Consider the following 19361-nt stretch of genomic DNA (forward strand, 5'->3'; position numbering starts at 1 on the left):
GGTGTGACGGTGCTCGGGGCGGTGGAACATCGCCTGGTATGCGGCCCGAGAACGCTCCGGCCTGTCTTGGCGTCATTCCCGCGAAAGTGGAGATCCGATTGCCCTTCGCCCTCGAGATCGCCATGGATTCCCGCGTGCGCGGGAGTGACGGTGAGGGATGTGGCAGCGCTCGGGTGTGGGTGGGGCGTCGCTTGGGACGGAGCCCGGGAACGCTCCGACCTTCCTTGGCGTCATTCCCGCGGAAGCGGGAATTCAATGGCCCATCAGCCCCAAGATCACCATGGGTTCTCGCGTGCGCGGGAATGACGGTGAGGGGTGTGGCCGCACTCGGGTGTGGGTGGAGCGTCGCTTGGGAAAAAGCCCGGGAACGCTCCGGCCTTCCTTGGCGTCATTCCCGCGAAAGCGGGAATCCAATTGCCTCGCCCTCAAGATCACCATGGATTCCCGCGTGCGCGGGAACGACGGTGAGGGGTGTGGCAGCACTCGGGTGTGGGTGGAGCGTCGCTTGGGACGGAGCCCGGGAACGCTCCGGCCTTCCTTGGCGTCATTCCGCGGAAGCGGGAATTCAATGGCCCATCAGCCCCAAGATCACCATGGATTCCCGCGTGCGCGGGAATGTCGGCGGGGGGTGTGGCAGCGCTCCCGGTCTGATGGAGCGTTGCCCGGATGGGGCCTCAGAACTCCGGCCACCCTTGGCGTCATTCCCGCGGAAGCGGGAATCCAATGGCTCTTCGCCCTCGAGACCGCCATGGTTTGGCGCGTTCGCGGGAACGACCGGTGTGGGTGCCGGAATGGCGAAGGAGGCAAGGGCCGAAGTAGCGCCGGGACGGCCGCGGCTGAGGCGGCGCGCGCCGGCGCCAGGACGTCACATCAACAGCTTGCGCACCTTCACCAGCGCCTCGACAAATGCATCCACTTCTTCGCGCGTGTTGTAGAACGCCAGCGAGGCGCGCAGCGTGGCGGGTACGTCGTAGAACTGCATCAGCGGGTGGGCGCAGTGGTGGCCCGAGCGCACCGCGATGCCCTGCAGGTCGAGCAGGGTGGCCAGATCCGTCGCCTGGGCGCCGTCGATGAGAAACGAGATCACCGATTCCTTCTCCGCCGCCTCGCCGAAGATGCGCAGGCCCGGCACCTCGCGCAGCCGCTCGGTGGCATAGGCGAGCAACATCTGCTCGTGCGCGTGGATCGTTTCGAAGCCGAGCGACTGGTAGTAGTCGACGGCCGCGCCAAGCCCGACGAAGCCGGAAATGTTCGGTGTGCCGGCTTCGAACTTGTGCGGTGGTTCGGCGAAGGTGGTCCCGTCGAAACGCACCTCGCGGATCATCTCGCCGCCACCGAAGAACGGCGGCATCGACTCCAGGTGCTCCTTCTTCGCCCACAGCGCGCCGGTGCCGGTGGGCGCGAGCATCTTGTGGCCGGTGAAGGCATAGAAGTCGCAGCCCAGCGCCTGCACGTCGACCGGGCGATGCGGCAGTGCCTGGGAGCCGTCCACCAGCAGCGGGATACCGCGCTTGCGGCACTCGCGGGCGATCTCGCGCACCGGGTTCACCGTGCCGAGCACGTTGGAGACATGGGTGACGCAGGCGAGCTTCACTTCCGGCGTGAGCAGGTCGAAGAAGCGCTCCACGATCAGCTCGCCACGCTCGTTGATCGGCGCGGCCTTGACCGTGGCACCGGCGCGCTGGGCGACGAGCTGCCACGGCACGATGTTGGCGTGGTGCTCCATTACGGTAGTGAGGATCGCGTCGCCCGCTTTCAGGCGGGGCAGCGCGAAGCTGTAGGCGACCAGGTTGATCGCCTGGGTGGTACCGGAGGTGAGCACCAGCTCGTTGCGGGAGCCGGCGTTGATGAAGCGGGCGAGTTTGTCGCGCGCGCCCTCGTAGGCGTTGGTCGCCTCTTCGCCGAGCAGGTGCACGGCGCGCGACACGTTGGCGTTGTGCTCGCGGTAGTGCTGGTCCATCGCCTCGATCACGCAGGCCGGCTTCTGGCTGGTGTTGGCGTTGTCGAAGTAGACCAGCGGCTTGCCGTGCACGGTGCGCGCGAGCAGCGGGAAGTCCGCGCGGATGCGCTGGATGTCGAGGGCGGGGGCTTTGACGGCGGCGTTCATGGCGTATCCGGTGGTGGGCTGCGGCGCGTTCGTGGGTTTCCGGCGAAGTGGATTTCCTGCCCCGGCCCCGCCTGACGGCGAAGGCGCCGGGGTGCAGCGTCAGGATTGCGGCAGATGCTGGGCGACCAGCTCGGAGAGGTGTTCGCGCAGCGCGTCATTGGGCAGATCGTCCAGCACCGCGCGACAGAACGCGGCGGTGAGGATGGCCCGTGCCTGCAGGTGCGGCACGCCGCGCGAGCGCAGGTAGAACAGGGCCCGCTCGTCCAGCTGGCCGATGGTGGCGCCGTGTGCGGCCTTGACCTCGTCGGCGTGGATCTCCAGCTCGGGCTTGGTGTCGATCTCGGCGCGCGCCGAGAGCAGCAGGTTCTTGTTGCTCAGGCTGGCGTCGCTGCCGTCCGCGCCGGGCGCCACCAGGATCGCGCCACGGAATACGCCGCGCGAACGGTCGTCGGCCACGCCCCGCCAGACCGAGTCCGACGCGGTGTTCAGCGCCTTGTGGCGGATCATCATCTGGGTGTCGGCATGCTGGCGCCCGTGCAGCACGAACGCGCCGCGCGTTTCCAGCCGCGCGCCGTCGCCAGTCAGCTCCGCCTCCAGCTCGTGGCGGCTCATGGCGCCACCGAGCTCCAGCCCGTGGACGGTGGCATGCGACTGCGCGTGCTGGGTGATCCGGTGCCGGCGGATCAGGCTGCTGCCGGCGGCCGCCAGCTGCAGCGCCGCGTGGCGGTAGCGGGCGTCGCGGGCCAGCGTGATGTCGGTGACCAGGGTGCCGAGGTGGGCGTGCGCTCCGCTGGTGGTGTGATGCTCCACCACCGACAGCTCGGCGCCCTCGCCCAGTTCGATCACGTTATGCAGGTGCCAGGTGACGTCGCCTTCGGCGGCGGCGCCCACGAAGCACAGGTGCACGGGCTCGGCCACCTTCACGCCGGGCGCCACCCGCAGCACCACGCCGTCGCGCGCGTAGGCCGCATTGAGCTGCACGAACGCGTCGCCGGCACCCTCGTGGCGCGTGCCGAGCGCGTTGCGCAGCGATTCCGGATCGGCCCGCAGCACCTGGGCGAGCGATTGCACGCTCAGCCCATCCGGCAGCCCCTCACGTCGGGAAAGATCCTCACGCAGTGCGCCATTGACGAATACCAGCCGGGGCCCGTTCACGCCCGGCAGCGCCAGCGTGGATGGATCGACCGCGCGGGTGGCGATCTTCGCGTCGCCCAGGCTGAAGCCGCGCTGGTCCAGCGCGCGCAGCGGCGAGTACTTCCAGGCTTCGACGCGGGTGTCGGGCAGGCCCGTGGCGGCGAATGCCTCGCGGTTGTCGTGGCGTGCCTGGTCGAGCCAGTCCACGCCGCTGGGCACGAGTTCCTCCGCCAGCTGCGAGATGTAGAACGGCGTGGGCACCGCATGCTTCATACGGCGGCTCCGGCCGGCTCGCCGTGCTGGCGCAGCCACGCGTAACCCTGCGCCTCGAGCTTGTGGGCGAGCGTCTTGTCGCCGCTCTCCACGATGCGGCCGTCCGCCAGCACGTGCACGAAGTCCGGCTCGATGTAGTCGAGCAGGCGCTGGTAGTGCGTGATCATCAGCACCGAGCGCTCGGGCGAACGCTGGGCGTTGACGCCGTGGGCGACCTGCTTGAGCGCGTCGATGTCCAGGCCCGAATCGGTCTCGTCCAGAATCGCGAGCCTGGGTTCCAGCACGGCCATCTGGAAAATCTCGTTGCGCTTTTTCTCGCCACCGGAGAAGCCCTCGTTGACGGCCCGGTGCAGCAGCTCGTCGGAGATCTGCAGGTCCTTGAGCTTCTCGCGCACCAGCTTGAGGAACGCCATCGAGTCCAACTCTTTCTCGCCGCGCGCCTTGCGCTGCGCGTTGAGCGCCGTGCGCAGGAAGTAGGTGTTGTTCACTCCGGGGATTTCCACCGGGTACTGGAAGGCCAGGAACACGCCGGCCGCAGCGCGCGCCTCCGGCTCCATTGCCAGCAGGTCCACGCCGTCGAAAGTGACCGAACCGGCGGTGACCTCGTAGCCCTCGCGACCGGACAGCACGTTGCCCAGCGTGGACTTGCCGGCGCCATTGGGGCCCATGATGGCGTGTACTTCGCCGGGCCGGATGGTGAGGCTGAGCCCCTTGAGGATGTCCTTGCCCTCGACGCGGGCGTGCAGGTTGTCGATGGTCAGCGTGGTCATGGGATGGCCTGGTAAATGACGTGCAAAAAAAAGGTGGAACGCTCAGCAAACGGGCGGCGCGGTGCGCGCCAGCGCCGCCATCGCATCGCCGGTGACGCGGCAGCCTAGCCACTCGGGTGTGAGCACCGCGCCGAGGGATTGATAGAACGCGATCGACGGCTTGTTCCAGTCCAGCACCGACCACTGCAGCCGCGGCAACGACTGCTCGACACAGCGCGCGGCGAGGTGGGCGATCAACGCCTTGCCCAGTCCGTTGCCGCGGAAGGCCGGGCGCACGAACAGGTCTTCGAGATAGATGCCGGCGCGGCCGCGGAAGGTGGAGTAGTTGTAGAACCACAGCGCGAAGCCGGCGACCTCGCCGTTCCATTGCGCGATGTCGCAGTGGGCGCGGGGCGTGTCGCCGAACAGGTCGCGTGCGATGTCTGCCTCGCTGGCGTCCACCTCGTGCAGCAGCTTCTCGTAGTCGGCCAGCTCGCGGATCAGTGCGAGGATCTCGGGCACGTCGTGCGGTTGCGCGGGGCGCAGGCGCACGCCAGTGGGGTGCGTTCCGTCCGTCACTGCAGTGTGTCCTTGTGCTTGATCGATCCGCTGCATACGTCGCCTTCTTCCACGCCGTCCAGCCACGCCCTGAGTTGCGCCGTGCGCTGCTCGGTCAACCGCGCCTTCTGCTGGCTTTCGCACATCGGGAACGCCGAGCCGTACTGCACGCCCGCCTGCTGGCCCGGCGCGAGCGGAAAGCGCGCGCCCAGCTCGGTATCGCGAAAAGCGAGCCAGGCACGCTGTGCGGTTTTCAGGCGAGCGAGGAACAGGGGCTGGTCGGCGTACTTGGCCACGATCGCCCGCCACACCCGGTTCAACTCGGCATCGGCCTGGGCGAATCCGGCGCCGGCACAGGCGTTCAGCCCGGCCTGCGTCTGCTCCGCACGGCAATCGCCCGGGGCTTCGCCGGCGTACACGCCGGGGGCCGCAGCCGGCGCGGCGACGAGCAACCAGACGACGATGCGACGCCTCATCCCACCCCTCATCCCACCGCGCCTTCCAGCGAGACCTCGAGCAGCTTCTTGGCCTCCACCGCGAACTCCATCGGCAGCTCCTTGAACACCTGCTTGCAGAAGCCGTCGACGATCATCGACACGGCGTCTTCCTCGCCGATGCCGCGGGCGCGGCAGTAGAACAGCTGGTCGTCGGAGATCTTCGACGTCGTCGCCTCGTGCTCGACGATCGCGGTGGGGTTCTTCACCTCCATGTAGGGGAAGGTGTGGGCGCCGCACTGCTTGCCGATCAGCAGCGAATCGCACTGGGTGTAGTTGCGCGCGTTGTCGGCGCCCTTCTCCACCTTGACCAGCCCGCGGTAGCTGTTGGAGCTCTTGCCGGCCGAGATGCCCTTGGAGACGATCTTCGACTTGGTGCCCTTGCCGAGGTGGATCATCTTGGTGCCGGTGTCGGCCTGCTGGTGGTGATGCGTAAGCGCGACGGAGTAGAACTCGCCCACGGAACGGTCGCCGCGCAGCACGCAGCTGGGGTATTTCCAGGTGATCGCCGAGCCGGTTTCCACCTGCGTCCAGCTGATCTTGGAATCATCGCCGCGGCAGTCACCGCGCTTGGTCACGAAGTTGTAGATGCCGCCAACGCCGTTCTCGTCGCCGGGGTACCAGTTCTGCACGGTGGAGTACTTGATGTTGGCGCGCTCGAGCGCGACCAGCTCGACCACCGCCGCGTGCAGCTGGTTCTCGTCGCGCTGCGGTGCGGTGCAGCCTTCCAGGTACGACACCTGGGCGTCGTCCTCGCAAATGATCAGGGTGCGCTCGAACTGCCCGGTGTTCATTGCATTGATGCGGAAGTAGGTCGACAGCTCCATCGGGCAGCGCACGCCCTTGGGCACGAACACGAACGAGCCATCGGAAAACACCGCGGAGTTGAGGGCGGCGAAGTAGTTGTCGCCGGCGGGCACCACCGACCCGAGGTACTGCTTGACCAGCTCCGGGTGTTCGCGGATCGCCTCGCTCATCGAACAGAAGATCACCCCGGCCTCGGCCAGTTCCTTGCGAAAGGTGGTGCCGACCGAGACCGAGTCGAACACCGCGTCCACCGCCACGCCGGCGAGCTTGGCCCGCTCGTGCAGCGGCACGCCGAGCTTTTCGTAGGTTTCCAGCAGCTTGGGGTCGACCTCGTCCAGCGATTTGGGGCCTTCCTTCGGCGCGGCGTAGTAGCTGATCGACTGGTAGTCGATCGCCGGCACCTTGAGCTTGGCCCAGTCCGGCGTGGGCATGGTCAGCCAGTGGCGATAGGCCTTGAGCCGCCACTCGGTCATCCACTCCGGTTCCTGCTTGCGCGCGGAGAGCGCGCGCACGATGTCTTCGGAGAGGCCCGGCGGCAGATAGTCGGTCTCGATGTCGGTGACGAAGCCGGCCGCGTAGCGACGACCCAGCGCCTCGATCACCTCGGCGTTGTCGACCGGTGCGATGGTTTCGGTATGTTCGCTGGTCATGCGATGGTCCTGCCCTTGATCTCGCTGATGGCGATGGTCGCCTGCGCCGGACGGACCGGCGGCCTGAGCATGTCGGCCAGACTCACGCCACGCAGGGCGCTGTCGAGCACGTCGTTGATCTGTCGCCAGCTGCCGCGCACGCCACAGCGGGATTCGCGGTCACACTGGCCGTCGGTGCTGCATTCGGTCATGCCGATACGCCCTTCCATGGCCTCGACGATCTCGGCCAGGTTGATCTCGCTGGCTGGCCTCGCCAGGCGATAGCCGCCGTTGACGCCGCGGAACGAGTCGACCAGCCCGGCGTGACCGAGCGACTTCAGCAGCTTGCTCACCGTGGGCAGCTCCAGGTGCGTCTCGTCGGCAATCTGGGCGGTGCTCAGCACGCTGTGCGGATGCGCAGCGATGCAGGTCATCACCACGGCGGCGTAATCGGTGAGGCGGCTGACACGGAGCATGGCAAGCGGGCCCGGTTAATCAAGACCAAAATGGTACGGATTTGGGCCCCGATGGTCAATCCGACAGCACGTCGCAGCGCTCCCTTGTTGCACCAGCAGCGTGCTAACCACCGCACCCGGAACGCGCGCGCCGTCGTCCTGGTCGCGCTACAGACGGGCCCCCGCCCAGCTTTCGCGGACTGTTGCCGGCGGATGAGCCCGCTGGCACGCAATCTGCTGTGTCGCAACAAACAAGCGCCGCACGGGGAGCAAGGCACGCCATGAAGTGGATCACCGCGATCATCAAACCGTTCAAGCTCGACGAGGTGCGCGAGGCGCTGGCCGAGGCCGGCGTGCAAGGCATGACCGTCACCGAGGTCAAGGGTTTTGGTCGCCAGCACGGCCACACCGAGTTGTATCGCGGGGCCGAGTACGTGGTGGATTTCCTGCCCAAGCTGAAAATCGAGATCGCCGTGAGCGACGAGGTCGCCGAGCGCGCGATCGAGGCGATCAGTTCCACCGCGCGCACCGGCAAGGTGGGCGACGGCAAGATCATGGTGTTCGACCTGGAGCAGGTGATCCGCATCCGCACGCAGGAGGTCGACGCCGATGCGCTTTGACGTGCGGGGAGCGGGGAACCGGGAACGGGGAACGTGGCGGGCAAGGGCGAGTGTCAGCTTGCTCGCTCTGACGGTCGCCCTGTTCTTCACCATGCCGGCGATGGCGCAGGGCGATGCGCCCAAGCTCGACAGCGGCGACACCGCCTGGATGCTCACCGCTTCCATGCTGGTGCTGCTGATGACGATCCCGGGACTCGCGCTGTTCTACGGCGGCATGGTGCGCGCCAAGAACCTGCTGTCGGTGCTGATGCAGTGTTTCGCGATCACCTCGCTGGTGACCGTGCTGTGGATGGTCTACGGCTACTCGCTGGCCTTCAGCACCGTCGGCATGCACGCCGGCCAGGTGGATCTGCACTCGATCGTCGGCGGGCTGGACCGCTTCATGCTGGCCGGGCTGAAACCGGACTCGCTCTACAACACGGTGCCGGAAAGCGTGTTCGTGATGTTCCAGCTTACGTTCGCGATCATCACCCCGGCGCTGATCATCGGCGCGTTCGCCGAGCGCATGAAGTTCAGTGCGCTGCTGTGGTTCACCGGGTTGTGGCTGACCTTCGTCTACCTGCCGATGGCGCACATGGTGTGGAGCGGCCCGGGCTCGCTGCTGGGCGACCTGGGCGTGCTGGATTTCGCCGGCGGCACCGTGGTGCACATCAACGCGGGCATCGCCGGCCTGGTGGCGTGTTTGGTGATCGGCAAGCGCAAGGGCTACCCCACCACGCCGATGCCGCCGCACAACCTTGGCTACACGGTGATCGGCGCCAGTCTGTTGTGGCTGGGCTGGTTCGGCTTCAACGCCGGCTCGGCGGTGGCCTCCAACGGCAGTGCCGGCATGGCGATGCTGGTGACGCAGATTGCCACCGCCGGCGCGGTGATCGGCTGGACCGCGGTGGAGTGGTTCGTGCACAAGCGCCCCAGCGTGCTGGGCGCGGTGTCCGGCGCGGTGGCCGGGCTGGTGGCGGTGACGCCGGCCTCGGGCACCTGCGGCCCGGGCGGCGCGCTGGTGCTGGGGTTGATTGCCGGTGCGGCGTGCTTCTTCACCGCCACCAAGCTGAAGAACAAGCTGCGCTACGACGACTCGCTGGACGTGTTCGGCGTGCACGCCATCGCTGGCATCGTCGGCGGCCTGCTCACCGGCCCGCTGGCCTCGGCCACGCTTGGCGGCTTCGGCAACGTCGCCTCGCTGGGCGGCCAGCTGTGGATCCAGGCCAAGGGCGTGGGCTTCACCATCACGTGGAGCGCGGCGCTGAGCTACGCGATCCTCAAGCTGCTCGACCTGTCGATCGGCCTGCGCGTGGATGCCGAGCAGGAGCAGATCGGGCTGGATCTGTCCCAACACGAGGAGCGCGCGTACAACCTTTGACGGGGGCAGCCGCGGCAGGCTCAGCCGCGGCTGCGGCCACCGCAGCGCGCGATGAAGTCGGCCGCCGGCACCGGGCGGCCCAGGTGGTAGCCCTGGCCGAAGTCGCAGCCCATCTCGGCCAGCAGCGACTGGGTGCCGCCATCCTCGATGCCCTCGGCCACCGCCACCAGATCCAGGTGGTGGGCCATGTCGATGATGGCGCTGACCAGCCGGGCAGCGCGGGCGTCATCGTGGATGCCACGCACCAGCGAGAGATCGATCTTCAACTCGGTGGCGGGAAATTTGCTCAGGTAGGCGATGCTGGCGTAGCCGGTGCCGAAGTCGTCGATGGCCACGCCGATGCCCCGGTCGCGCAGGCGCCTGAGCAGGCTCACCGTCTGGTCCAGGTCATGCACCAGCGCCGTCTCGGTAATTTCGGCGATGACCCGCTCGGGCGCTACGCCCCAGATGCCCAACGCACCGGTCAACTTTTCCACCAGCCCCGGCTGGTTGAAGGCGCGCGGCGAGAGGTTGATGGCGAACTTGAGGTCCGGCACGTGGTTGAGCGCGGCGGCGTGGCGCAGGGTGGTGTTGATGCTCCAGCTGGTCAGCGCGGTAATCAGCCCGCTCTGCTCGGCGAACGGCACGAAGTGCCCCGGCCACACCTCGCCATGCTGCTCGGCGGTCCAGCGCGCGAGCGACTCGGCACCGGCGATGCGCCCGGTCTGCAGGTTCCAGATCGGCTGCAGGAACGTGTTCAGGCGATTGTTCTCGATCGCTTCGCGCAGCTCCTCGTAGCTGATCACGGCCTGCTCGTCGGAGCGGCCGTACACCGCATGCTGCCCGCCCTGGCGCAGCGCCTCGTGCAGCGCCAGCTCGGCGCGACGGCACAACACCTCCGGATCGGTGCCGTGGTCCGGATGCAGCGCGATGCCCATCACCGGGCGGCCGCGCCACGGCTGTCCGCGATCCTGCACGGGCAGGTCGAACGCCTGGGTCAGGCGGGTGGCCGCGAGCAGCGCGTGCTGCTCGTTGCGCATGTGCGGCAGCACGACCATGTAGAGGTCGTAAGCGACGCGGAACACGCGATCGACCGGACGCAGCGCCGCCGCGATCATCTTGCCGACGCTGTCGGCGGCGCTGTCGCCGGTGGCATAACCCAGCCGCAGCGCGCGATCGCGCAGCCCCTCGACCATCACCGCCAGCACGGCGGCACGATCAGCGCCATCGCCGCGGCCGTCGGCGACCACGGCAGCGATCGCCGCACACACCTCGTCCCGGTTCAGCACGGACCGCGCCCGCGCGACGAGGCCCCGGTGCGGCGGCAGGTCATTGCAGGAACAGGTCGGCAGCGTCGATGCCGTAGGCACCGGGGATCAGGCTGCGACGGATGTGCACCATCGGACCATCGGGGTTCTGGTTCATCAGGTCCACCACCTGGAAGGTGGTCAGCGGCAACTTGTCCGGCGTGCTCAGGATGACCACGCGGGGCGTCAGGCGGCGCGCCTGGTTCTGCGCCATCACCACCGCCACTTCGCCGGTGGTCAGCTCGACCATCGAGCCGGTGGGGTAGACCCCGAGACAAACCTGGAACTGCTCGACCAGCTCGGCCTGGAACAGTACATCGCGCGCCAGGTAGATCTGGCGCAGCGCGTGATGGCGCGCCAGCGGCCGCCGGTGCGGACGGTCGCTGATCAGGGCGTGGTAGGTGTCGATCATCCCCAGCATGCGCCCCACCAACGGGATCTCCACGCCCACCAGCGCGGCCGGGTAACCGCTGCCGTCATGCCGCTCGTGGTGGGTGCGCAGGATATCGATGACGTCGATGTCGCTCAGGCTCGAGTCCTTCACGATGGCCAGGCCATGGTCGACGTGCGCGTGGATTTGCGCCATCTCTTCGGGCGACAGCGGATCGGGCCGCTGCAGCAGTGCCTCCGGCACCCGCGTCTTGCCGATGTCCATCAGCAGGCCGCCGGCGGCAAGGCTGACGATGGTCTCCTCGGCAAACCCCATGTGGCGCCCGAAAGCCGCCGCCAGCGCGCTGCAATTGACGGCGTGGCTGTAGGAGTCGTGGTCGTGCCGACGCAGCCCTTCCACCCAGAAGAACGCGTCGGCGCTGCGCAGCACGCTGGCGACCAGCGGCCGCACCGCGCGCTCGACTGACTCCACCGGCAGTTCGCGGCCCTGGAGCACGTCCTCGAACACCTGCTGCACGCCGGCCACCGCGTTCTCAAGCGCTTCGCGCGCACGCGGCACTTCGTCGTCGAACGACACCTGGTCGAGGTAGCCCACCTGGGTCTGGAAGCGTGAGGCAGACAGCTCGGTGCGGCGGAGCATCTGCATCGAGCCGTCCGGCGTGAGCTGCCGGCGCGCGTCGACGTAGACGAATTCGCACATCTCGCGCAGCTTGGCGATATCCGAGGGCGTCATCAGCTGCAGCCCCTGCAGCGGAAAGTCGGTCGACTCCCACGGCAGGTCCAGCCGCGACACGAACATGCCCAGTTCGAGGTCGGCGACTTCGACGCGACATTCCTCCAGCTCAGAAGCCATGGCGCGGCCTGGGCGAGAAACAGTGGCGGACGGTCATGGGGAACATGAAGGGCATCGGGGGAAAATCACGAAAAGAGCGGGCACCTGCGTCTGCATCGGCATCCGCCCGCCATCCTTGAACATCAGGGGAGGTGAGCATGCGTCGGCAGCGCCGCCGCGCGCAACAGGCGATAGCGGGGCCTCGGCGCGCGTGCCCCGGGGACCCATCCGCACTGCCCCCGTCGCGCGCCGCGTCACGCGAGGAAATCCGCGCGGCTAGACTGGCGCTTTCACTCCGTCGACGTTCCGCATGCCCATGCCCTCCTCCACCGACCGTGCCGCCGAACGCCTCGCCTGGCTGCGCGCCACGCTCGGCGACGACACGCTGACGCTGGCCAGCGCCTCGGCCGATGCCAGCTTCCGCAGCTACTGGCGTACCCACCACCAGGGCCGCAGCTGGATCGTGATGGACTCGCCACCTGCGCTGGAAGACCCCGCCCCGTGGCTCGCCCTGGGGCAGCGTCTCGCCGAGGCGGGGCTGCACGTGCCGGAAGTCCGCGCCGCCGACCTGCAGCGCGGCTTGCTGCTGATCGAGGATCTCGGTACGCGGATGTACCTGCCGGAACTGTCCGACGCCACGGTCGACCGGCTCTACGGCGACGCGATGGCGGCACTGTTGCGCATGCAATCTGCCTGCGGCACCGACGGCCTGGCGCCGTACGATCGCGCGTTCCTCGCCCGCGAGCTGGCGATCATGCCGGAGTGGTTCCTCGGCCGGCACCTGGGGCTGATCCCGGACGACGACGAGCAAGCCACACTCGACCATGCCTTCGCCGCCCTGCTGGACAACGCGCTGACGCAGCCCACGGTGTTCGTCCACCGCGACTTCCACAGCCGCAACCTGCTGGTGCTCGACGGCGATGTCCCGCTGGCCAGCCCCGGCATCATCGATTTCCAGGGCGCCCTGGCCGGGCCGATCACCTATGACCTCGCCTCGCTGCTGCGCGACTGCTACATCACCTGGCCGCGCGCGCGGGTCGAAGCGTGGGCCGAGGGCTACCGCCTGCAACTGCGGCGCGCGGGACTGATCGGCGACGCAGTGGACGAGACCACCTTCCTGCGCTGGTTCGACCTGACCGGGCTGCAGCGGCACATCAAGGTGCTGGGCATCTTCTGCCGGCTGCACTACCGCGATGGCAAGCCGGGCTATCTGGCGGATCTTCCGCGCGTGTTCGACTACGTGATCGAGGTCGCTGCCGGCTACCCGCAACTGCAACCGCTGGCCGACCTGCTGGCGCGCCACGCGGGCTCGCGCGACCTCACCCGCCCAACGGGGATGCCCGCATGAGGCACGCGCTGATCTTTGCTGCCGGCCTGGGCGAGCGCATGCGTCCGCTCACTGACCGCACGCCCAAGCCGCTGCTGGTCGCTGGCGGCAAGCCGCTCATCGCGTGGCATCTGGAAAAGCTCGCCGCGATCGGCGTGAACTACGTGGTGATCAACACCTCGCACCTGGCCGAGCAGTTTTCCGAGGTGCTCGGCGACGGCTCGCGCTGGGGCCTGCGCATCCGCTATGCCTACGAGGGCCCCACGCCGCTGGAAACCGGCGGCGGCATGCTCAATGCGCTGCCGCTGCTGGGGCCCGAACCCTTTCTGGCCATCAATGGCGACATCTGGACCGACTTCGATCTTGCCGCCCTGCCCGCAGAACCGCGCGGCGCCGCCCACCTGGTCATGGTGGACAACCCGGCGCACCACCCGCAGGGGGATTTCTTCCTGGATGCGCAGGGTCGCCTGCACGACAGCGGCACACCGCGGCTCACCTTCGCGGGGATCGGCGTGTATCGCCACGGCATTCTCGACGGCTGGCAGGCGCTTTCGGATGCATCGTCCGCGGCGCGGCGTCCGGCCCGGTTCGCACTTGCTCCGCTGCTGCGCCTGGCCATGGCCAGAGGCGACGTGGACGGCATCCATCATCGCGGCGCCTGGACCGATGTCGGCACGCCGGATCGACTGGAGCAACTCGACGCGCAGCTAGGCCACCGCTGATCGGCCTCAACCCGCCTTGACGGCGGGCGCAGCAGCAACGATCGCAGGCGAACCGTCGGTCCGGGGCGCCTCGACCCGGGTGGACGATGGCGCGTTGTCGACGCCCGCCGCGGGCGTGCTGTCGGAGGTCGACGGACGCACGGTCGGGGGCATCGGCGGCAGCAACGACGGCTGGGGCGGCAGCCGCGTCAACTCCGGCGCTTTCGCCGCATCCTCGGCCTGCTTGGTCATCACCACGATGCTGATGCGCCGATTGATCGCCGCGCCCGGGTTGTTCTTGTCAAACGGTACCGAGGCGGCCAGGCCCACCACCCGGGCGATCTTCTGATCCAGCAGGCCGCCGTCGATCAGCGAACGTCGCGCCGCGTTGGCCCGGTCTGCCGACAGCTCCCAGTTGCCGTAGTGGTGATCGCTGCTGTACGGCGCGTCATCGGTGTGACCGGAGATGCTGATCCCGTTGGGCACGGAGTTGATGAAGCCGGCCAGCTCGTGAAGGATGTCCACGGTATAGGGCTTCAACCCGGCGCTGCCCAGGTCGAACATCGGCCGGTTCTGCTTGTCGACGATCTGGATGCGCAAGCCCTCGGAGGTGATGTCCAGCAGCAGCTGGTCCTTGAACGGAGCCAGCGCCTGGCTGCTCTGGATGGCTGCGTTGAGCTGCTGCATCAGTTCGTCGAGGCGCTTCTTTTCCTGCTGGCGCGCGAGCTTCTCGGCATCGGCCACGGACGCGGCGGGCTTGGCGTTGTGGCGGTCGTTGCCGGGCCCGTGCGACATGTCCATCGCGCCGCCCAGCTGGATCGCGCTGTCGCTGGCGCCGCCCGGTCCCATCTGGCCCGGCGGCGCCATGGTCGCCTGGCCCTGGGACATGCTCGGGTTGGTGAAGTATTCGGAGATGGCCGCTTTCTGCTGGCGCGTGCCCTGCCCGAGGATCCACATCACCAGGAAGAACGCCATCATGGCGGTGACGAAGTCCGCATACGCGACCTTCCAGGCGCCCCCGTGATGGCCTGCCGAGATCCGCTTGATCTTGCGGACGATGATGATCGGCTGGTCTTCCTCGCTCATCCCCGTGCCCCGTTGAGGTGGGCCTCGAGATCGAGGAACGTCGGTCGGGCGTGCGAGGACAGGCTCTTGCGGGCGAACTCGACCGCCACCTTGGGGTTGTAGCCGCGCAGGTTGGCAATCAGCGCCACCTTCACGCACTCGAACGCCTTGCTGTCCTCTTTCACCTTGCCTTCCATGGCCGCCGCGAGCGGCCCGACGAACCCGTAGGCGAGCAGGATGCCGAGGAACGTGCCGACCAGCGCCGCGGCGATGTGCTCACCGATCGCCGAGGTGTCGCCGCTGATCGAGCCCATGGTAATGACGATGCCGAGCACCGCCGCGACGATGCCGAAGCCGGGCAGCGCATCCGCCATCTTCGCCACGGCGTGCGCGGGTGCTTCCGCCTCGTGATGGTGCGTCTCCAGCTCGTAGTCCAGCAGCGGCTCGAGCTCGTGCGCATTCATGCTGCCGCTGACCATCAGGCGCAGGCAGTCGGTAATGAAATCGACCAGGTGGTGCTCGCGCAACAGGCGCGGATAGGCAGTGAAGATGGAGCTCGCCTTCGGGTCCTCGATATGGGCCTCGAGGCCGAGCAGCCCCTCCTTGCGGATCACGCTGAAGATGTCGTACAGCAGCGAGAGCAGATCGATGTAGTCCTGCTTCTTGTACTTCGGGCCCTTGAACAGGCCCAGCGTGTCCATGATCGACGCCTTGACGATCTTGGGCGAATTGGCCGTCAGGAACGCGCCGAACGCGCCGCCGCCGATGATCAGGAATTCGTATGGCTGCCACAGAGCCAGCAAATGCCCATGCGAAAGTACGTAGCCTCCGGCCACGCAAGCCAGCACGACCAGCGCCCCAATGATTACCAACATAACGGCTGCTCCTGCCTGCTGTGTTTTGCCTCTCCACGGCTATCGGCGCGGGCGCGTCGAAGTTGAGTGATGCGGGACACATCCGCGCAATGAAAAAGCCCGGCCGAAGCCGGGCTTTTTGTCGCAGCAGGAACTTGCGCCTCAGGGGCGGCGCGCCAGCTCCGGGTTTTCCTTGGTCACCGGCATCAGGTCCTTCTTCGACACGCCCAGCCACAGCAGGATCGGGCTGGCCACGAAGATCGACGAGAGCGTGCCGACCACGATGCCGATCAGCATCGTCACCGCGAAGCCTTCCACCGCCGGACCGCCGATGAAGTACAGCGCCGCCATGGTGATGCCGGTGAACAGCGAGGTGATGATGGTGCGCGACAGCGTGGTGTTGATCGAGCGGTTGAGGATCTCCTCCGGCTCGGCCTTGCGCGCGAGGCGGAACAGCTCGCGGATACGGTCGAACACCACCACCTTGTCGTTGATCGAGTAGCCGATCACCGCCAGCACCGAGGCCAGCACGGTGAGGTCGAACTCGCGCTGCACCAGCGCGATCACGCCCAGCGTCACCAGCACGTCATGCACCTCGGTGACCAGCGCGGCGATCGCGAAGCGGCGCTCGAAGCGGATCCACAGGTACAGGCCGATGCCGATGATCACGAAGATCGCCGCGATCGAGCCGTCGCTCTTCACCTCGTCGCCCACCGCCGAGGTGACAAAGCTGTGGCTGGTCATGGCCACGCCCGGGTTCTCGCTCTTGAGCGCAGCCAGCACGTCGTTGGCCACCTTGTCGGCCTGGACCGAGCTGCTTGGCCTGGCCGCGGACTCGCCCTCACCGGCGGCGTCTTCCTTGGCCTGCAGGCGGATCGACATCTGGCGCGAACCGCCCAGGCTCTGCACCAGCGGGTTCTCGAAACCGTGCTTCTGCAGCGCCGCGCGCACCTGGCCGACATCGGTGGGCTGCTGGTAGGCCACTTCCACCGAGATGCCGCCGGTGAAGTCCAGCGCGTAGTTGAGCCCCTTGGTGAAGATCAGGCCGATCGAGGCGAGCATCAGCAAGACGGCAATGCCGATGCTGTATTTGCGCATGCCCAGAAAGTTGACGTTGGCGTTGTGGTTGAAGATTTCCATCAAACATTCCTTCAGGGGATCCCGGCCATGGATGGCCGGTCGCGTAACGGAACCATCCGCCACGCGGAGCCCGGGTCGGCGGTGCGCCGGACCGGGCGAATCGCCGCTGGCCCACGACGGGTCAGCGGCGACACAACAACTACACCGACAGCGTCTTGAGCTTGCGGTGGCCGTGGATCAGCGCAGTGATGGCATGCGTGACCGTCACCGAGGTGAACATCGAGGTCAGGATGCCGATCAGCAGCGTGATGCCGAAGCCGCGGATCGGGCCCGAGCCCATGGTGGTCAGCGCCAGCGCCGCGATCAGGTGGGTGACGTTGGCGTCCAGGATGGTCGCCCAGGCTTTCTCGTAGCCGGCGCGGATCGAGGCATGCGGGGTGGAGCCGTTGCGCAGCTCCTCGCGGATGCGTTCGCAGATCAGCACGTTGGCGTCGATCGCCATGCCCAGCGTCAGCACGATGCCGGCAATGCCCGGCATGGTCAGGGTGACGCCGATCATCGACATCACCGCCACCAGGATCACCAGGTTGAAGAACAGCGCGATGTCCGCCACCAGGCCGAACAGCTTGTAGTAGACCGCCGCGGCCAGCAGCACCAGCGCCAGGCCCAGCAGCACCGCCTTGAAGCCCTTGTTGATGTTGTCCTGGCCCAGGCTCGGGCTCAGTGCCGACTCGGAGACGATGTCCACCGGCGCGGCCAGCGAGCCGCCCTTGAGCAGCAGCGCGAGCTCGGACGCTTCCTTCGGGCTGGACAGGCCAGTGGTCTGGAACTGCTTGCCGAACACGCCCTGCACGGTGGCGTCGCTGATCACCTCCTCGGTGATGCGCGGCACGCGTACTTCCTTGCCATCGACCATCTTGGTGTCGGTGACGCGCTCCACGTATACCACCGCCATCGGCTTGCCGACGTTGGCGGTCGTGTAGTCGAGCATCTTCTTGGCGCCAGCGGCGGTCAGCGTCACGTCCACCTTGGGCTGGCCGGACTGCTGGTCGGTGCCGGAGGAGGCGTCGGCGAGCTGGTCGCCGCTGACGATGATCTGCTTGCTCACCAGCACCGGACGGTTGGTGCCGCGCTCGCGATAAAGCCGCGCATTGGGCGGAATGTTGCCGGTGCGGGCAGCCTCCTGGGCCTGCGGGTCACCGGGGCGGCCGATACCCGGGTGATACTCCAGCGTGGCCACGGCGCCGATCACCTTCTTCGCCTCGGCCGGGTTCTGCATGCCGGCCAGCTCGACCACGATCTGGTTCTCGCCCTGCTGCTGGATCACCGGCTCGGACACGCCCAGTGCGTTGACGCGGTTGCGCAGCGTGCCAACGTTCTGCTTGATCGCGCCCAGCGCCAGCTCGCGCAGCTTGGCCGGCTTGACCACGGCATTGAGCATGAACCGGTCGCCGGTGGCGTCGCCGTTGTCGACGTTGAGGTCGGGGTACTCGCTGGTGATCGCGGTGGCTGCCGCGTTGCGGTCGGCGTCGGAGCGGAGCGCCACCACGATGCCCTGGCCGCGGGTGGGTGCACGCACCACCGAGTCATAACGAATGTTCTTCTGACGCAGCAGGTTGCGGATGTCGTCCGCGTACCGCTCTTCCTGCTTGTCGATCACGCTGTCCTGGTCCACCGCCATCAGGAAGTGCACGCCGCCCTGCAGGTCCAGGCCCAGCGGCATCGACTTGGCGTGGATTGCGCGCAGCCAGCCCGGCACCGTCGGGGCGAGGTTCAGCGCCACGGTGTAGTTGTCGCCCAGCGCGGCCTTGATCACGTCCGAGGCGCGGGCCTGCACGTCGGCATTGCTGAAGTTGGCAACCAGGTGGTCGCCGTCGATCGCCAGCCCGGTGTAGGCGATCTTCTGCTTGGCCAGCGCCTCGGCCACCTTCTGCTGCACGGTGGCATCGATCGGTGCGCCGTGGCTGGCCTGCACCTGCACCGCCGGCACCGGCGGGAAGGCGTTGGGCAGCGCATAGACGATGCCGAACACCAATACGAGCGCAACCAGCGCATATTTCCAGCGGGGGAAATCACTCATGCCTTGCATCCATCCAAGCCACACGGGAGTGCGGCATAACGTCGAAACGAGAACGGCGCGCCGGGAGGCGCGCCGTGGGAGGTCAAGCCGACTTCAGCGAGCCCTTGGGCAGCACCTGCGACACGGCACCCTTCTGCACGCGCACCTTCACGTTCGGTGCGATCTCGACGGTGAGGAAGCTCTCGCCCACTTCGTCCACGCGGCCGGCGATGCCGCCGTTGGTGACCACCTCGTCGCCCTTGCTGAGCGCCGAGAGCATCGCGCGGTGCTCCTTCTGGCGCTTCATCTGCGGGCGGATCATCAGGAAATAGAACACCACGAACAGACCGATCAGCGGCAGGAACGTCATGATCGGGTTCGGCGCGGCGGCCGGAGCGGCCTGGGCGATCACGGAGGTCATCGGAAAAATCATCGGTTTGTCTCGCAAGTGGCGGCCCCGACAGCAGTTTCTGCCGAATGCCTGAAAAAAGATCCCGGATTATGCCATGCGCCCCCAGGGGCTGCACTGCACCTTCACACACATGGCGACCTGTAAGAGCGTGCCGGAGCGCATTGGTTCC

General features: G+C 67.5%; 18 protein-coding genes. 4 read left to right on the top strand and 14 right to left on the bottom strand.

Translation table 11 applies throughout. The features are described from left to right. Window positions 1–865 precede the first annotated feature (865 nt). The 7 genes from VFG40_RS16385 to VFG40_RS16415 all read right to left on the bottom strand — a co-directional run bounded on the left by VFG40_RS16385 (window position 866) and on the right by VFG40_RS16415 (window position 7227). Complete coding sequence (locus tag VFG40_RS16385) at window positions 866–2107, bottom strand: cysteine desulfurase (protein WP_324899483.1); 1242 nt, start codon at window positions 2105–2107, stop codon at window positions 866–868. A gap of 99 nt (window positions 2108–2206) precedes the next feature. Beyond that, the gene (gene sufD, locus VFG40_RS16390) at window positions 2207–3514 is read right to left on the bottom strand and encodes a Fe-S cluster assembly protein SufD (protein ID WP_324899485.1); all 1308 of its coding nucleotides are present in this window, start codon (window positions 3512–3514) and stop codon (window positions 2207–2209) included. Beyond that, window positions 3511–4284, bottom strand: a complete 774-nt coding sequence (gene sufC, locus VFG40_RS16395) for a Fe-S cluster assembly ATPase SufC (RefSeq protein ID WP_324899487.1) — start codon at window positions 4282–4284, stop codon at window positions 3511–3513. The genes sufD and sufC overlap by 4 nt, the downstream gene beginning before the upstream one ends. Window positions 4285–4326: 42 nt before the next feature. Continuing rightward, window positions 4327–4842, bottom strand: a complete 516-nt coding sequence (locus VFG40_RS16400) for a GNAT family N-acetyltransferase (protein WP_324899489.1) — start codon at window positions 4840–4842, stop codon at window positions 4327–4329. Beyond that, complete coding sequence (locus tag VFG40_RS16405) at window positions 4839–5297, bottom strand: lysozyme inhibitor LprI family protein (protein WP_324899491.1); 459 nt, start codon at window positions 5295–5297, stop codon at window positions 4839–4841. Before VFG40_RS16405 ends, VFG40_RS16400 begins: the two co-directional genes overlap by 4 nt. Window positions 5298–5305: 8 nt before the next feature. Continuing rightward, window positions 5306–6772: a Fe-S cluster assembly protein SufB gene (gene sufB, locus VFG40_RS16410; RefSeq protein WP_324899493.1), complete on the bottom strand. Its 1467-nt coding sequence runs from the start codon at window positions 6770–6772 to the stop codon at window positions 5306–5308. Beyond that, the gene (locus VFG40_RS16415) at window positions 6769–7227 is read right to left on the bottom strand and encodes an SUF system Fe-S cluster assembly regulator (protein WP_324899495.1); all 459 of its coding nucleotides are present in this window, start codon (window positions 7225–7227) and stop codon (window positions 6769–6771) included. The genes sufB and VFG40_RS16415 overlap by 4 nt, the downstream gene beginning before the upstream one ends. Before the next feature lie 260 nt (window positions 7228–7487). On the opposite strand from VFG40_RS16415, the gene VFG40_RS16420 reads away from it, so the two are divergent. Both VFG40_RS16420 and VFG40_RS16425 read left to right on the top strand, forming a co-directional pair. After that, window positions 7488–7826, top strand: coding sequence for a P-II family nitrogen regulator (locus tag VFG40_RS16420; RefSeq protein WP_324899497.1), 339 nt, complete (start codon window positions 7488–7490; stop codon window positions 7824–7826). 91 nt (window positions 7827–7917) lie between these two features. After that, window positions 7918–9186, top strand: a complete 1269-nt coding sequence (locus VFG40_RS16425) for an ammonium transporter (RefSeq protein ID WP_324899575.1) — start codon at window positions 7918–7920, stop codon at window positions 9184–9186. Between the two features lie 20 nt (window positions 9187–9206). Here VFG40_RS16425 and VFG40_RS16430 read toward each other — a convergent pair whose 3' ends face one another. Next, window positions 9207–10454 (bottom strand): putative bifunctional diguanylate cyclase/phosphodiesterase, encoded by a 1248-nt coding sequence (locus tag VFG40_RS16430; RefSeq protein ID WP_324899499.1) that lies wholly within the window; start codon window positions 10452–10454, stop codon window positions 9207–9209. A 40-nt stretch (window positions 10455–10494) separates the two neighbouring features. Continuing rightward, entirely contained in the window at window positions 10495–11715 is a 1221-nt protein-coding gene (locus tag VFG40_RS16435; RefSeq protein ID WP_324899501.1) for an HD-GYP domain-containing protein, read from the bottom strand. A gap of 295 nt (window positions 11716–12010) precedes the next feature. Here VFG40_RS16435 and VFG40_RS16440 point away from each other — a divergent pair, with 295 nt between their 5' ends. Both VFG40_RS16440 and murU read left to right on the top strand, forming a co-directional pair. Beyond that, a complete protein-coding gene (locus tag VFG40_RS16440; protein WP_324899577.1) occupies window positions 12011–13042 on the top strand; it encodes an aminoglycoside phosphotransferase family protein in 1032 nt (343 codons plus the stop codon). Next, window positions 13039–13743, top strand: coding sequence for an N-acetylmuramate alpha-1-phosphate uridylyltransferase MurU (gene murU, locus VFG40_RS16445; protein ID WP_324899503.1), 705 nt, complete (start codon window positions 13039–13041; stop codon window positions 13741–13743). Before VFG40_RS16440 ends, murU begins: the two co-directional genes overlap by 4 nt. Window positions 13744–13749: 6 nt before the next feature. On the opposite strand, the gene motB is transcribed toward murU, so the two are convergent. The 5 genes from motB to yajC form a co-directional block, all read right to left on the bottom strand. Continuing rightward, window positions 13750–14808, bottom strand: coding sequence for a flagellar motor protein MotB (motB, locus tag VFG40_RS16450; RefSeq protein ID WP_324899505.1), 1059 nt, complete (start codon window positions 14806–14808; stop codon window positions 13750–13752). Further along, entirely contained in the window at window positions 14805–15662 is an 858-nt protein-coding gene (gene motA / locus VFG40_RS16455) for a flagellar motor stator protein MotA (RefSeq protein ID WP_324899507.1), read from the bottom strand. Before motA ends, motB begins: the two co-directional genes overlap by 4 nt. 141 nt (window positions 15663–15803) lie before the next feature. Continuing rightward, window positions 15804–16781 (bottom strand): protein translocase subunit SecF, encoded by a 978-nt coding sequence (secF, locus tag VFG40_RS16460; protein ID WP_324899509.1) that lies wholly within the window; start codon window positions 16779–16781, stop codon window positions 15804–15806. A 139-nt stretch (window positions 16782–16920) separates the two neighbouring features. Next, window positions 16921–18801 (bottom strand): protein translocase subunit SecD, encoded by a 1881-nt coding sequence (secD, locus tag VFG40_RS16465; protein ID WP_324899511.1) that lies wholly within the window; start codon window positions 18799–18801, stop codon window positions 16921–16923. A gap of 82 nt (window positions 18802–18883) precedes the next feature. After that, window positions 18884–19213, bottom strand: a complete 330-nt coding sequence (yajC, locus tag VFG40_RS16470; protein ID WP_324899513.1) for a preprotein translocase subunit YajC — start codon at window positions 19211–19213, stop codon at window positions 18884–18886. Window positions 19214–19361 lie beyond the last annotated feature (148 nt).

It is taken from the genome of Dyella sp., from assembly GCF_035685805.1.
Classification (GTDB): domain Bacteria; phylum Pseudomonadota; class Gammaproteobacteria; order Xanthomonadales; family Rhodanobacteraceae; genus Dyella_A.

Excerpts from the sequence above, each read along its gene's own strand:
- VFG40_RS16385 (WP_324899483.1), bottom strand. The coding sequence starts at position 2,107 with ATGAACGCCGCCGTCAAAGCCCCCGCCCTCGACATCCAGCGCATCCGC.
- sufD (WP_324899485.1), bottom strand. The coding sequence starts at position 3,514 with ATGAAGCATGCGGTGCCCACGCCGTTCTACATCTCGCAGCTGGCGGAG.
- sufC (WP_324899487.1), bottom strand. The coding sequence starts at position 4,284 with ATGACCACGCTGACCATCGACAACCTGCACGCCCGCGTCGAGGGCAAG.
- VFG40_RS16405 (WP_324899491.1), bottom strand. The coding sequence starts at position 5,297 with ATGAGGCGTCGCATCGTCGTCTGGTTGCTCGTCGCCGCGCCGGCTGCG.
- sufB (WP_324899493.1), bottom strand. The coding sequence starts at position 6,772 with ATGACCAGCGAACATACCGAAACCATCGCACCGGTCGACAACGCCGAG.
- VFG40_RS16415 (WP_324899495.1), bottom strand. The coding sequence starts at position 7,227 with ATGCTCCGTGTCAGCCGCCTCACCGATTACGCCGCCGTGGTGATGACC.
- VFG40_RS16420 (WP_324899497.1), top strand. The coding sequence starts at position 7,488 with ATGAAGTGGATCACCGCGATCATCAAACCGTTCAAGCTCGACGAGGTG.
- VFG40_RS16425 (WP_324899575.1), top strand. The coding sequence starts at position 7,918 with ATGCCGGCGATGGCGCAGGGCGATGCGCCCAAGCTCGACAGCGGCGAC.
- VFG40_RS16435 (WP_324899501.1), bottom strand. The coding sequence starts at position 11,715 with ATGGCTTCTGAGCTGGAGGAATGTCGCGTCGAAGTCGCCGACCTCGAA.
- VFG40_RS16440 (WP_324899577.1), top strand. The coding sequence starts at position 12,011 with ATGCCCTCCTCCACCGACCGTGCCGCCGAACGCCTCGCCTGGCTGCGC.
- murU (WP_324899503.1), top strand. The coding sequence starts at position 13,039 with ATGAGGCACGCGCTGATCTTTGCTGCCGGCCTGGGCGAGCGCATGCGT.
- motB (WP_324899505.1), bottom strand. The coding sequence starts at position 14,808 with ATGAGCGAGGAAGACCAGCCGATCATCATCGTCCGCAAGATCAAGCGG.
- motA (WP_324899507.1), bottom strand. The coding sequence starts at position 15,662 with ATGTTGGTAATCATTGGGGCGCTGGTCGTGCTGGCTTGCGTGGCCGGA.
- secF (WP_324899509.1), bottom strand. The coding sequence starts at position 16,781 with ATGGAAATCTTCAACCACAACGCCAACGTCAACTTTCTGGGCATGCGC.
- secD (WP_324899511.1), bottom strand. The coding sequence starts at position 18,801 with ATGAGTGATTTCCCCCGCTGGAAATATGCGCTGGTTGCGCTCGTATTG.
- yajC (WP_324899513.1), bottom strand. The coding sequence starts at position 19,213 with ATGATTTTTCCGATGACCTCCGTGATCGCCCAGGCCGCTCCGGCCGCC.